The sequence below is a fragment of the Chitinophagales bacterium genome (assembly GCA_017303415.1).
Taxonomy (GTDB): Bacteria; Bacteroidota; Bacteroidia; order Chitinophagales; family Chitinophagaceae; genus SpSt-398.
Genome location: JAFLBJ010000001.1, coordinates 574,217 through 587,092, shown reverse-complemented (window position 1 = coordinate 587,092; position 12,876 = coordinate 574,217). Strand labels below are relative to the sequence as shown.

Sequence of the window (12,876 nt, the reverse complement as noted above, 5' to 3'; positions counted from 1 at the left end):
TAGTATGATACGCCTGTTTTTAAGAATATTGATAATTATACTGGGTTTTTACAGTTGTGGAAAAAAAGAATGGTTAGATGAAAAACTAAATCAGTCGTTGGCTTTACCATATACTTTGGCTGATCTTCAGGCACTCCTTGATAATTCTACTGATGTAATGAATAATTTTTGTCCATTTATGCATGAATCTGCTTCCGATGGTCATTATTTACCTGATGTAGTTTATTCCGGTAGTTTAGGAGGAGTAGAAAAAAATGCTTACACATGGTCAAATATTTATCCTTACAACTCCGTGGGGGACTGGAATTTTTCCTATAAAAAAATATTTTATTGTAATATAGTCCTCGAACAGTTAGAAAAAATAGCTATAAGTTCAACGAGCGAACAGCAAATATGGAATAATGTTAAAGGTCAAGCGTTGTTTCTTAGGGGTAAGACCTTCTTTGAACTTTCCCAAGTGTTTGCTCCTGCATATATTGAACTAACAGCTCAGGAAGATTTAGGAATTTCTATAAGATTAACATCGGATATCAATGTTCCCTCTTTTCGCACTTCTGTAAAAGAAACTTATGAGCAAATAATTAATGACTTAATAGAAGCTAAAGATTTATTGCCTGTTAATTCTGCATTTAAAACTAGAGCTAATAGACCTTCAGTACATGCCATGTTAGCAAGAGTTTTTTTGAGTATGGAGGATTATGTAAAAGCCGGCCAATATGCCAATGAAGCATTAAATTTGTATAACACTTTAATTGATTTTAATTCTTTAGATAGCAATTCGGGAAATCCTATTAGTAGGTTTAATTCAGAAGTATTATTTCATAGCTCATTAATTAATGCAGCAAGTGTGTGGACATTGGATATGCTAATTGACACTTCTTGGTATGGCTTATATGATATGGATGATTTAAGGCGTGTAATATATTTTCAAAAAAACTCAGATAATACTGTAAGTTTTAAAGGAACTTACGAAGGTGAAATCCTGGCTTTTGGAGGGCTAGCCGTAGATGAGTTATTTCTTATAAGGGCTGAATGTTATGCACGTAATGATAAGGTTACTGAAGCAATGAATGATTTGAATGCGCTAATGGTGAAAAGGTGGAGAAATACAGTTCCTTTTCCGACATTTTCCGCTGTTAATGCTGATGATGCTCTAAGAAAAATTTTAGCTGAAAGGAAGAAGGAATTGATGTTGAGAGGCCTCCGTTGGTCAGATTTGCGGAGGTTGAACAGAGACCCTAGATTTCAAATAACCATAACACGTACTGTTCAAGGCGACACATTCACATTAGATCCTAATAGCTATAAATATACTTTCCCGATTCCGGATGACATTATACAGATGACTGGTATGCAACAGAATCCTGGGTGGTAAATGCTTTGCTATTATGTTTATAATTGTAATTTGTTATTTTGCCCGGGTTAGTCGCCGAGTGTGTGCGCAGTTCTCACAAAAACAATTTTTTAAAATAACCGGTTCGCTATATGCTGATACCTGTAGTTTGTCCGGTCATTATTAGGACTGTATGAAATTTAGTAGTGTACTTTTTTACTTAGTTGTAGTGATGAATTTTAGTGTGCAAGCACGAAAGTTTAATACCAAAAATAGAGTTATTCAGCGAGTTTCTAGTAGAACAATAATTTGCGGATTTGTCAATGATACCATTAAAAAGGTTTCTCTCGGTAGAAGGGACTTTAGTATTTTTTATGATGAACGTCAATTATGGAATTTACCTGAATTAATTGCCAGCGCTGAAAATGGGTACTTTAAATTTGAGCTACAAGTTGATCATCCTATTTATATTGAGATAAATCGAAAACCAGTCGCCAATTTTGTCGCCTTTAATTCTTTCTCTACCAGATATGCCTCTGGACAAATATTAATTGAACCCGGAGATAGCATATTTATTGATTTTACGAGAACAGCTTCTGGGCTTAAATTTTCTTCTAACTTTATTAATGAGGTGTTTTTTTCCGGAAAAGGCGTTGAAAAGATTTGGTGTGTTCAAGATATTATCAAGAACACTAGAATGTTTCAATCCATTGAATTTTTAAATATCTCTGATAGCGATAGAATAGAGCGAGCTTTACAATTGTCTGATTCTGTTATTAATATGGTTCTCAAAACTATTGAAATTTATAGACAAAAGCTTACTAAAACGTCTATAACCTTAATAAAGGCAGAATATATACCCATATTAGTACCTGATATTTCTGAGACTATTTTGCCAGGTTTGTTAACTAAGTCGGGAATGGATATCAGTAAATCAAAAGTAAAAAAGCTATATAGAGATAGAATTGCACAATTAAACAGACTTATTAATCCAGGTGATCCGACCTTATCATATGTTTATGTTTCGTATACAAATATGTTAAAAAGGCAGGCGTTTCTTCAATATGCAATGGATAATGATTTTGAATATCCGGAAACTCAAAGTTTCAAAAAAGTGCATTATGATGCCTTGGTGAAATATTTACCAAATTCAGTAGTAAAGCAAAGAATTTTAGCTCGATATCTTTGGCATGCGTTAGTTGACTACGAAGGTCTATCTTATGAAGTGGAGTTAGCTATACAAGATTATATTTCAAAATCGGACACATCGAATACTTTTACTCATGGGCTAAAAAGAGAAATTAATTTATATAAGCAGAACCTTACTAAAGGAATGAATGGGTTTCAATTTTTATTACCAGACACCTTAGGTAATCTTGTTAGTATGAGTCAGTTTAAAGGGAAAGCAGTCCTTATCGATTTCATGTTTACAAATTGTTTTGGATGTATCGAGTTAGTTCCAGAATTAACAAAAGTTGAGAAACAATTTGAAGGTGATACTTCAATAGTTTTTGTATCAATTTCGATAGACAAAAGATTCCTATGGAGGTTAAAAGGAAGTTTATCTTCTTCAATTCCTGAATCAATATTTTTGTATACAGATGATTTGGGGATTTATCATCCAGTTATCAAACACTATGATGTTCGTGCATACCCAACCTTGGTTCTACTTGATAAAGAAGGGAAATTAGTAACTGCAAGAGCTCCTGATCCTAGGAAAGATAGTGGAGAAGCATTAATTAAATTGATAAAAGAAACGATAGAGCCATCTGGCGCGGGTGTTCGTAAATGACTGTCGCAGGTCTTCCGAAGGATCCCCCTGCTGTCCTTAGAATGTTCCTTGCTGGCCGTAGCCTTGTACTATCAGACTCTTACAAGTATAGTCCACTAGGCTACGGTCAAACCAGTTTCTAGAAAGTCGGAACTTTTCAAAGCTCAGTGTAGGAACTGAGGATAGGGTTACGGGGGTGTAAAGAAACCACAGAGACACAGAGGCGCGGAGGTATGCTGTAGCGCTCTTACAGAGCGCAGAAATTTCCTCTTATCCCGGGGTACAAGTATGGTGCTCCTGCGGAGCAAGGGAAATGACAAAATGGTTCAATTGAAATACATCGTATAATGATTTGTGGATCCACCCGGTAATTGTGATTGATCTATGGAAAACAGCCCCAATTGTATCTTATTTATAAACCCTTATGGCTGCTATCCCCGAAACCACCCCCTCCTCCACACGCCGGCCCGGGTTTTCGCATCAAAAGAAAACCCATCTTCGGATTGATATGACCCCCATGGTTGACCTGGGGTTTTTGCTGATCACCTTTTTCATTTTTACTACACGGTTGGGGGAGCCCCAGGCACTGAAACTGTTTTTGCCGAATGACCAGGACAAAACCATTACCCCCAACACAACCGGGGAAGGACTGACCCTGACCATTTTGCTGGATGGAAAGAATGTGATTCATTATTACCACGGTATGCCGGAAACAGCACTGGCAAATGGGGAGGTCTTCTCGAGCAACTATCACCCTCAAAAAGGGATCGGTCAGGTGATTCGTGATAAACAAAAGGCCATTGACGAGTCGGGCAAATACCCGGAGGGGAGAAAGGGAATGGTGGTAATTATTAAAGCCGGCCCCCACGCGAGCTATAAAAACATGGTGGATATGCTGGATGAAATGCTGATCAATGGCGTTTCTAAATACGCCGTGGTGAAACCTTCGGGAGAGGAATTGTCATTTTTGAGTAATTAGGTATTCCCTTCTGCCAATTATTCTCCCACGGGCTGGCCGTAACCTTGTAGGGTTAGACTCTAATAAAAAATAAAGTCCACCTGGCTAAGGTAAAACCAGGACAATTCAGTTTTATTCTTTTGGATATTAAAATGAGCACAACTCAAAACCATAATCGAAACTAATCTGCTTGAGTTCCTTGTAGTTTTCCAGCCAGGCTTTTTCGTTATGACTGATATCTACGATCTTTTTAGTAGAGAGGTGCTTAAGCCGGGCGGCAACTTGTTGTAAAACGCTCCATTCGCTCAATGTAAAGTGCTTTTGGATGGAGTCATGCATAGCTGATTCGACAGGTATAAGCCTTTCACCTGCATAGTTGCCGAAATCTACCTCTTCCACAGCAACATACTGACCATTCACAAGGTAGTTGTAGATCATGCCATAGTTTTCTGGTACAGGACCTCTTTGCAAGGCTCTGTAACATAATCCGCTAATACCTGTTCCATGAAGTTTATAATGAAGAAAATCAGCAAAGAACAAGTATTTATTCATGCCGGTGATAAATGGTGTATTCTCACCAGCAAAATACCGAACCATATTTCCTAATTTCTCCCAGACAAGCGACCTGTAACCATTAAAAATACAAGGGGGCACTATTTTGAATACATGTTGAACCTGTAGGTCGTTGATAAATGCAGGATTGGTTTTTACCCGAGCTAATTTTTTTTTAACACGCTCATATTCTGAATCAGTAAAACCGGATCGCCTTTTTTCGAATAGTTGCTCAAACTGAACAGGATCTGCTGCAATGGAAAGCAAATGGCCGTGGGCAAGCGTTGGCATCTCTCCGGATTCATAATTGCGATACATATTTATGCCCAGCCCCAATACCTCACTCATCTTTACCGCCGTAAGATCATATTGTTCGCGGATATGCCTCACTTCATCCACAAAGGGAATCCGGTATTTTTCCCGGTATCTATTATGTACCTGAATAATATTGATATTGTCTAATTCATCGGTTGTAAATGAATCTCCTGTGTCAACACATTTATAAAAATGATATTGCACCTGGAATCGTTCTTTACGATACTCCAGTTCGCGTGACTCGCGGACCAGTACAACCTCACCACCTGTGAAGGGACTTTTCATACAGTTTATTTTTTAGGAAAATTCAGTGGTCTTTCGGCTATATGAAAGGATATACAGATTACAGTAGAATTTGCCGACCCAAGGGTTATTTTAATATACACCTCTTTCCCTTTGATATTTTTGCCAAAAACCCACATATCCGCTCCATTGTTCAACTTATCCGTGAGCGGCCCTTCGATAAAATCTTCGACCAGTAGGTTTTCAAGGATCTTTCTGCGTTCTTTCGTACTTATATCCAGATCAAGGAGTGTTTGTGCATTTTTACCACGGTCATCGCGATAGACTATACCCCATATACCAAGTTTGACCTTGAAGGCCTCTAAAAAAGCAGTGAGTCTGGCATCCATTTAAATAGGATTTTGAATATCTGGTACTCATGGTTTTGGGTGGTTTAGCAAAGCAAAAATAGCACGAAAAAGTTGAAAAAGGGGCAATTTATGTTAAAAAATACACGAAAAAGTTGAAAATTACCGGAAAACACAAGCCGGGGTGGAAATCAGCGCAATCCGTGTAAGAATATAATTCGTTCAATTCGTGTCATCCCCACCACCCAAATCAACAATATAGAAACGCGTGTACTCAAACCTCCCCCACTCCCTCACATTCTTTCTCGCTAAGACAGTCTGAAAAGCAGGGACATCTTCTGAATACAACACCAACACCAATATCGTTTTCTTCTTCACCACAGGCATAGATTGCAGCAGGGACCTCGCATCCATAAACCCCTTGTGCCCGTGATAGATGGCCGTGTAGGGGTAATAGTTATCCTTGTAGGAGGTAACGATGATATCGGCGCCGGTGTCGGAACGTTTCAATTCATCGAGCAATTTTCCAAACAGATTGTAATCCTGCTCACGGTACACGGCTTGCTTGTACTCATTGAAACGCAGGGCTACCTTGGTATGGAAATAGATATTATGCCCGATCTCGATAAAGAGGAGTAATCCGGCCGCTATAACCGGCCAACGTTGCCAGCCTTTACCCTGCAATAAACCTTTAAGAAAAAGGAACTGGAGAAAAAGGAAAACAAACGCGTAATAGCGTGATTCGTAGATATAATTCCACCCACCCACAAAACCCTGCTGCATTTTATAAGTAAGGGAAAGATAGCCCAGCGAGAAAAGGATACCGCCCACACTGATGGCGCCAAGCCAGACAAACCATTTCCAGGGATCCATGGTCCGGAAATAGTTTTGTAAAAAGAATAACCAGGCCAGCCAGCCGGCCAGCAGGGCCCAGACCAGTATATTGACCCATTCTAACACACTCAGTAATATGGAGAGGGAAATACCCAAACGCAGAATGACCTGACTGCTGAGAAAAGCAATATTGATAAAGGACGCGGGTGCAGATGGATGCCAATGCAAAAGATTACCCGGAAATATCCCCCGCTCGGTGGGCAGGGCATAATTGCTCATACCCGTGGAGTATTTCATGTACAAAAAGAACAGGGCCATACAGGCGAGCGCGGTGGATAGCATGACCCAGCCTCTTATACGCACGGCCTTGTCCTTGTTCATAAATCCCAATAACAGGATACCGGCGGGTACACCAATGGTGATAGCGGGATAGGCATAGCGAAAGAGATTGGGCAGGAAAAGAAACAATCCGGCCAGCACCCAATACCCGGGGCGTGACGCGGTATTCTTTAATGATCGTATCACTAAAATAAACGCCGCTACCAGGAACACCAGCGCGGGCAGATCGGTGGGTAATGATTCACTGATAAAGGTATATTCAAAACAACCGGCGATCAAAGTGCCGATAGTGATGGCGGCGTTATTAAAATCAAGTACGCGCAGCAGTTTCCGGATCAAAAAGATCAGGATAATCGCAAAGACCCAGTCAAATGCTGTGGTGGCCTGATAGATATCAAAGGAAAACAATTTCAAAAACGGCGAAAGAAACAGGGGATAACCGGGAGGCCAGTAGGGCGTGGCATCATACACCACCTGATCTGGCGCGGTGAAGAAGTATTGGGGAATGACAAAACTCTTGCCTTCCAGGAAACTCTTGCTTTGCATTACGCCGATCATTTTGTCGCGCCCGGCGTAGGAGACAAAGAGGATATTGATCGTCCGGTTAGCAATGGCAGCAATCAGACAAAAAGCGCTAACCCATTTGTTTTCCAGTATAGAAATTACTTTTTTCAATCACATTCATTTTCTCTGTGCCTCTGTGTCTCTGTGGTTTTAAATTTTAACCACAGAGACACAGAGGCACAGAGGGCGAACCAAAAGTCTGATATTTTCCGGGTCTTTCTTACATTTATAAATCTTTTCACCAAAAACTGCCATATGACCATTCCCGTAGTTGACCTCGCCGAATTCCTCAGTGGTGATCCCGCCCGCAAACTAAAATTCGTCAACGAACTGGGCAAGGCCTATGAAGAAGTAGGTTTTGTGGCCGTTAAGAATCACGGCATCTCCGACGACCTGATCGCGGATATGTATAAATATGTACAGGCTTTCTTTGCCCAACCACTGGAAACAAAGAAACGCTACGAAATTCCCGAGCTGGCCGGTCAGCGTGGCTATACCTCCTTTGGGCGTGAACATGCCAAGGGCAGTACGGCCCCGGACCTGAAAGAATTCTATCAGCATGGACAAATGGTGGATGATGGCGATCCCATTAAAAGCGAATACCCGGATAATGTGGTGATCCATGAAGTGGCACCATTTACACCTACGTTTAATAATGCCTATCGTGCTTTTGAAAAATCAGGTCGCTCGCTGCTGCAGGCCATTGCCCTTTACCTGGGATTGGATGAACATTATTTTGATGATCCCATTCACAATGGCAATTCCATTCTCCGCGCTATTCACTATCCTCCGATTTTGAATGAACCTAAATCGTCAATCCGCGCGGAACAACATGAAGACATCAACCTTATTACCTTACTGGTAGGTGCATCCGCCGATGGATTGCAGATCCTCACCAAACAGAATGAATGGGTGGGCGTAACCTCTCTCCCCGAACAGATCGTGGTGAATGTGGGGGATATGCTGCAACGTCTTACCAATAATAAACTCCGCTCCACCACCCACCGCGTGGTGAACCCACCCCGTGAACTATGGGGTACCTCACGTTATTCAATTCCTTTCTTTTTACACCCCAAGAGCCAAATGAGCCTGGCCTGCCTCGAGAGTTGTATTGATGCCACTCACCCCAAGGCCTATCCGGATGCCACGGCAGGGGAATACCTGGATGAGCGTCTGCGGGAGATAGGGCTGAAGAAGTAATGCATTTTGTGGTTTCCCGCAGCGTACGCAAAGTAAGGAGAGCCGCTGCGCCCGCATACCCTTGGCGAGCGCCGCGAGAAACAAGCCATTGGCATTTTATCCTTATTTCACACCACTTATCATTTTACGTAAATCGTAAATACTTAATAATCAATAATTAAGTATAAATATTTTCTACAATACTAAAAAAAACTTGGTACTTTGTTTTGCATAGTACCAAATATCACCCTATCTTTGACTTGTCAATGCGAAATAAAGACGATAAAAGATAAATGAAGCGCCATGAATATTGAGAACACACAGAGCCAGATGCGGAAAGGGATATTGGAATTCTGCATTCTCTCCGTGATACGCCGTGGGGAGGCCTACCCCAGTGATATCGTGGAGGAGATGCGGGCGGCCAATATGAGTATCCTGGAAGGAACGCTCTACCCCTTGCTTACCCGCCTAAAGAATGCCGATATGCTGACCTACCGCTGGGTGGAAAGTAATTCGGGTCCTCCCCGCAAATACTTTTCCTTAACGGAGAAAGGTGAGGCTTTCTACAAGGAACTCGAACAAACCTGGATGGAGCTATCCAATGGAGTAAATGCCCTGACCAGTCCAACCAACCAACAACAAGACTTCAACCAAAAAACGCAGCAAGATGAAAAAGATAATTAATATAAACCTGAGCGGCCGGGTGATCCCGATCGAGGATTCAGCTTATGAAAAGTTGCAGGCTTATATTGAAAGCCTCCGCCGGTATTTTTCCAAGGAGGAAGGAAAGGATGAGATCATCAATGATATTGAAAGCCGTATTGCCGAGCTGATGAATGAGAAGATCCGCAAGGGTGCTCATGCCATTACCGATGCGGATATTGATGAGATCGCTGCTTCCATGGGCCGTCCCGAAGATTTTGACGCCGACCTGGATGAGGACGAAAAACAAAAAAATGCCGGCAAAGAACAAGCCAGCACCGCTTCGGTGTTTGACCGGATCCATGCAAAACGCCGCCTGTACCGCAATACCAATGACCGGGTGATCGGTGGGGTATGCTCGGGTATCGCCAACTATTTGGATGTGGATCCTTCCATCGTACGGCTTTTATTTGCCATCGTCACTTTTGGCGGATTCGGTTTTGGTATCCTCGCCTATATCATCCTCTGGATCGTATTGCCCGAGCAAGGCCTGGGTCAATATGGTGGTAAAAGATTGTACCGTAACCCGGATGACCGTATACTGGGTGGTGTAGCCGGTGGATTGGGCGCTTATTTTAATAAAGACGTCAAGATCATCCGTTTGATCTTTGCCGCACCGATCATTCTGAAGGTGGTGCTGACCATTATCAGCATCCCCTTCTGGAACAATGGTTCCTTCTTCCCCGATATCGCCTTTGGCTCCCTGACCGGAACCTTTGTACTGGCCTATATCATTCTCTGGATCGTATTGCCTGAAGCAAATACCGAATACCAGAAAATGGAAATGCGTGGTGAACGAATTGACGTGAACCGGATCAAACAAAATGTTCAGGACAAAGCGCGTGAATTTGGCGAAGAGTTAAAGACCGCCGCGAATGAATTCAGCAGCAAGGTAGGTGGATACAGTAAGGAAAGAGGCAAACAATTTGCCCGAGAGTTTGGCCAGGCAGCCGGTAATGCCGGTATAGGTTTTGGCCATGTGATCGGTGTGATCTTTAAAGCTTTCTTCTTCTTCATCGCCGGTTCCATTGCCTTTGGATTGTTTGTAGCCCTGCTCGCCCTCTTATTTAGTGGTGTTGCCTGGTGGCCTTTTAATAATTTCCTGTTCACCAGTGATTGGCAGAAGATGCTGGCCTGGGGTACGGTGATCTTCTTCCTGATCGTTCCCCTGGTAGGTTTTATCACCTGGCTGGTACGTCGCATCATGAAGATCCGCTCGGGTAGTGGTTATATGGGCTGGACCTTTGGTGCCTTGTGGACCTTGGGTTGGGTATGTGTGATCTGGCTGGCCGCTTCGATAACCCGTGATTTCCGCTACTTTGAAGAAGGCAGCAAAGACATGGCCATTGCACAACCTACTACTGGTAAACTGACCGTAGGGGTAACTGCACCTGAACTGAATTTTCAGGGTGGATATGGATGGATGAATGATGACCGCACCGGTTGGGATATCTCCGAAGACAGTTTGACCCTGAGCTGGGTAAACATTGAAGTAAGCCGCAGCAAGGACAGTGCCTATCATGTGATATTGTGGAAGAATGCCTTTGGCAGCGATAACCAGGATGCCCGCAGCCGCGCCAGCCGTATCGGTTATGAAATGACCTATACCGATAATTTCCTTGACCTGGGCAATGGTTTCTCCGTAGGCAAAGAAAGCAAGTACCGTGGACAGCACGTAGTGGTGGAGATACAGGTACCCGTGGGCAAGAAGATACGCTTTGATGAAACCATTACCGAAAAATTGAACAGCGTGGAGATCGAATTTCATGATAACTACGGTCGTCGCCGCAACTGGAACCGCCGGGGTGTATATGTACGCGATACCGATTTCCGCTGGAGAACAAATACAGACTATACCATGGGTGAGGACGGGATCTTATTTAACCCCAATATGCCCAAGGAAGAAGTCAAATCCCGCGATGGTTATCGCTGGGATGGAGATGATGCAGCAGACAGAGAAAAAAGAATAAAAGAAGAAATGAGAGTGTTGGAAGAGGAAAAAGCACAGGAGAAGAAAAAACTGGAAGAGGAACTCCGTCAAATTGAGGAGCAACGTAAAAAGGACAGCCTGAATCAATCGAAGACAACAAAGCCCGAAAGAATGGACAACAACAATGACGTGGGATTGGGTGGCAGTTCTCTCTCTCCGGTATTTTCCCTGGCCAGGTTTATCGATTAAACTCGGTTGAAGTTGGAACCATCTGCGTGAGTAGATGGCAATCTCAAAGCTTTCCCGTTTTCGGGAGAGCTTTTTTTGTTCACAGCGGAGAACGTGAGGACACAGATAATCACTTAATTTTGCCGGATGAAAAATACTCCCTTTACGGACAAACACATAGCCCTTGGCGCGAAGATGGCCCCCTTTGCCGGATACAATATGCCCATCAGTTATTCCGGCATCAATGACGAGCATGCCGCCGTGCGCAAAAATGCCGGGGTGTTTGATGTTAGCCATATGGGGGAGTTTATTTTGAAAGGCCCAAAAGCACTTGACCTCATTCAGCGGGTGACCACCAATGATGCGTCCAAACTTACGGCCGGTAAAGCGCAATACAGTTGCCTTCCCAATGAAGAAGGCGGGATCGTGGATGACCTGATCGTGTATTGTGTGGAAGAAAATAAAGTGTACATGCTGGTGGTGAATGCCAGCAATATTGAAAAAGACTGGAACTGGATCAGCCGTTTTAATACTGAAGGGGTGGAGATGCATAATATCTCTGATAAGACCTGTCTGCTTGCGATACAAGGTCCCAATGCCACACGTATCCTGCAACCGCTGACGGAGATGGACATCATGAACCTGAAGTACTACACGTTTGTAAAAGGGAAGTTTGCCGGGGTGGAAAATGTACTGGTGAGCGCAACAGGATATACCGGTGCAGGTGGAGTAGAGATCTATTTTGAAGACAAGGACAATGCCGCCAATATTATCTGGGAGGCCATCTTTGAAGCCGGTAAGGCATCCGGCATTAAACCCATTGGCCTCGGTGCCCGCGATACCCTGCGTCTTGAAATGGGGTATTGTTTATATGGAAACGATATTGATGATACTACCAGTCCCCTCGAAGCTGGTCTGGGTTGGATCACCAAATTCACCAAGGATTTTACTTCCCGTCCCGCTTTTGAAAAACAGAAACAGGAGGGTGTGTCCCGAAAGCTGGTTGGTTTTGAAATGATCGACAAAGGCATTCCCCGTCATGGATACCTGATCAAGGACGCGAATGGCCAGGAGATCGGGCATGTGACCTCGGGTACCCAATCTCCCTCCCTGCAAAAGGCCATTGGCCTGGGTTATGTGGCAAGTGCACATGCTGCCCCCGGATCGGAGGTATTTGTAGCGGTAAGGGACAAACTTTTAAGCGCCCGGGTGGTGAAACTACCCTTTGCCTGATATTTGGGTAATTGGGAATGATTTTTGACAAGCCAAACCGGTTCTAACCACAGAATATGCCCCGGATTCATTTAACCACATTTATCGCTGCCCCCGAGCAAAGGGTTTATACCATTAGCAAAGGGATCGATGTGCCCCGGGAATGGACCGCCAAATACCAGATGAAACATGAACGCTTTCTGAAACCCTGTGATAACGGGACCATCCTGATCGATTATTTCGACTACGAGGCACCCTATGGGGTACTCGGAAAGATCTGGGACAGGATTTATCTTTACAAGCACCTGACCCGCCAACTCGAAGAAAGGAATCAAAAGATCCGGAGACAGGCGGAAACCAGGGACTGAA

The 12,876-nt window shown here is 43.4% G+C and carries 11 protein-coding genes; 8 read left to right on the top strand and 3 right to left on the bottom strand.

The features are described from left to right. Nucleotides 1-4 precede the first annotated feature (4 nt). The 3 genes from J0M30_02530 (at nucleotide 5) to J0M30_02520 (ending at nucleotide 4,083) form a co-directional block, all read left to right on the top strand. Nucleotides 5-1,375 (top strand): RagB/SusD family nutrient uptake outer membrane protein, encoded by a 1,371-nt coding sequence (locus tag J0M30_02530; protein MBN8666351.1) that lies wholly within the window; start codon nucleotides 5-7, stop codon nucleotides 1,373-1,375. Between the two features lie 151 nt (nucleotides 1,376-1,526). Next, entirely contained in the window at nucleotides 1,527-3,125 is a 1,599-nt protein-coding gene (locus J0M30_02525; protein MBN8666350.1) for a TlpA family protein disulfide reductase, read from the top strand. A 403-nt stretch (nucleotides 3,126-3,528) separates the two neighbouring features. Continuing rightward, the gene (locus tag J0M30_02520) at nucleotides 3,529-4,083 is read left to right on the top strand and encodes a biopolymer transporter ExbD (protein MBN8666349.1); all 555 of its coding nucleotides are present in this window, start codon (nucleotides 3,529-3,531) and stop codon (nucleotides 4,081-4,083) included. A gap of 126 nt (nucleotides 4,084-4,209) precedes the next feature. On the opposite strand, the gene J0M30_02515 is transcribed toward J0M30_02520, so the two are convergent. The 3 genes from J0M30_02515 to J0M30_02505 all read right to left on the bottom strand — a co-directional run bounded on the left by J0M30_02515 (nucleotide 4,210) and on the right by J0M30_02505 (nucleotide 7,367). Then, entirely contained in the window at nucleotides 4,210-5,214 is a 1,005-nt protein-coding gene (locus J0M30_02515; GenBank protein MBN8666348.1) for a DUF4065 domain-containing protein, read from the bottom strand. A gap of 5 nt (nucleotides 5,215-5,219) precedes the next feature. Then, on the bottom strand, nucleotides 5,220-5,561 hold the full coding sequence (locus J0M30_02510) for a hypothetical protein (protein MBN8666347.1): 342 nt from the start codon (nucleotides 5,559-5,561) through the stop codon (nucleotides 5,220-5,222). Between the two features lie 180 nt (nucleotides 5,562-5,741). Next, complete coding sequence (locus J0M30_02505; GenBank protein ID MBN8666346.1) at nucleotides 5,742-7,367, bottom strand: hypothetical protein; 1,626 nt, start codon at nucleotides 7,365-7,367, stop codon at nucleotides 5,742-5,744. 144 nt (nucleotides 7,368-7,511) lie between these two features. Between J0M30_02505 and J0M30_02500 the strand changes: the two genes are divergently transcribed. From J0M30_02500 to J0M30_02480, 5 genes are all read left to right on the top strand, one after another. After that, complete coding sequence (locus tag J0M30_02500; protein ID MBN8666345.1) at nucleotides 7,512-8,456, top strand: isopenicillin N synthase family oxygenase; 945 nt, start codon at nucleotides 7,512-7,514, stop codon at nucleotides 8,454-8,456. Nucleotides 8,457-8,738: 282 nt separating this feature from the next. After that, nucleotides 8,739-9,119, top strand: coding sequence for a PadR family transcriptional regulator (locus J0M30_02495; GenBank protein MBN8666344.1), 381 nt, complete (start codon nucleotides 8,739-8,741; stop codon nucleotides 9,117-9,119). Further along, nucleotides 9,103-11,316 carry a PspC domain-containing protein gene (locus tag J0M30_02490; protein MBN8666343.1) on the top strand — a complete coding sequence of 738 codons (2,214 nt, stop codon included), beginning with the start codon at nucleotides 9,103-9,105 and terminating at the stop codon, nucleotides 11,314-11,316. Before J0M30_02495 ends, J0M30_02490 begins: the two co-directional genes overlap by 17 nt. Before the next feature lie 126 nt (nucleotides 11,317-11,442). Further along, nucleotides 11,443-12,528 carry a glycine cleavage system aminomethyltransferase GcvT gene (gene gcvT / locus J0M30_02485; GenBank protein ID MBN8666342.1) on the top strand — a complete coding sequence of 362 codons (1,086 nt, stop codon included), beginning with the start codon at nucleotides 11,443-11,445 and terminating at the stop codon, nucleotides 12,526-12,528. A gap of 56 nt (nucleotides 12,529-12,584) precedes the next feature. Continuing rightward, nucleotides 12,585-12,875 carry a hypothetical protein gene (locus tag J0M30_02480; protein MBN8666341.1) on the top strand — a complete coding sequence of 97 codons (291 nt, stop codon included), beginning with the start codon at nucleotides 12,585-12,587 and terminating at the stop codon, nucleotides 12,873-12,875. Nucleotide 12,876: the final 1 nt, after the last annotated feature.

Bases quoted from the DNA above. Each gene is read 5' to 3' on its own strand.
- J0M30_02530 (MBN8666351.1), top strand. From the start codon at position 5: ATGATACGCCTGTTTTTAAGAATATTGATAATTATACTGGGTTTTTAC.
- J0M30_02525 (MBN8666350.1), top strand. From the start codon at position 1,527: ATGAAATTTAGTAGTGTACTTTTTTACTTAGTTGTAGTGATGAATTTT.
- J0M30_02520 (MBN8666349.1), top strand. From the start codon at position 3,529: ATGGCTGCTATCCCCGAAACCACCCCCTCCTCCACACGCCGGCCCGGG.
- J0M30_02515 (MBN8666348.1), bottom strand. From the start codon at position 5,214: ATGAAAAGTCCCTTCACAGGTGGTGAGGTTGTACTGGTCCGCGAGTCA.
- J0M30_02510 (MBN8666347.1), bottom strand. From the start codon at position 5,561: ATGGATGCCAGACTCACTGCTTTTTTAGAGGCCTTCAAGGTCAAACTT.
- J0M30_02500 (MBN8666345.1), top strand. From the start codon at position 7,512: ATGACCATTCCCGTAGTTGACCTCGCCGAATTCCTCAGTGGTGATCCC.
- J0M30_02495 (MBN8666344.1), top strand. From the start codon at position 8,739: ATGAATATTGAGAACACACAGAGCCAGATGCGGAAAGGGATATTGGAA.
- J0M30_02490 (MBN8666343.1), top strand. From the start codon at position 9,103: ATGAAAAAGATAATTAATATAAACCTGAGCGGCCGGGTGATCCCGATC.
- gcvT (MBN8666342.1), top strand. From the start codon at position 11,443: ATGAAAAATACTCCCTTTACGGACAAACACATAGCCCTTGGCGCGAAG.
- J0M30_02480 (MBN8666341.1), top strand. From the start codon at position 12,585: ATGCCCCGGATTCATTTAACCACATTTATCGCTGCCCCCGAGCAAAGG.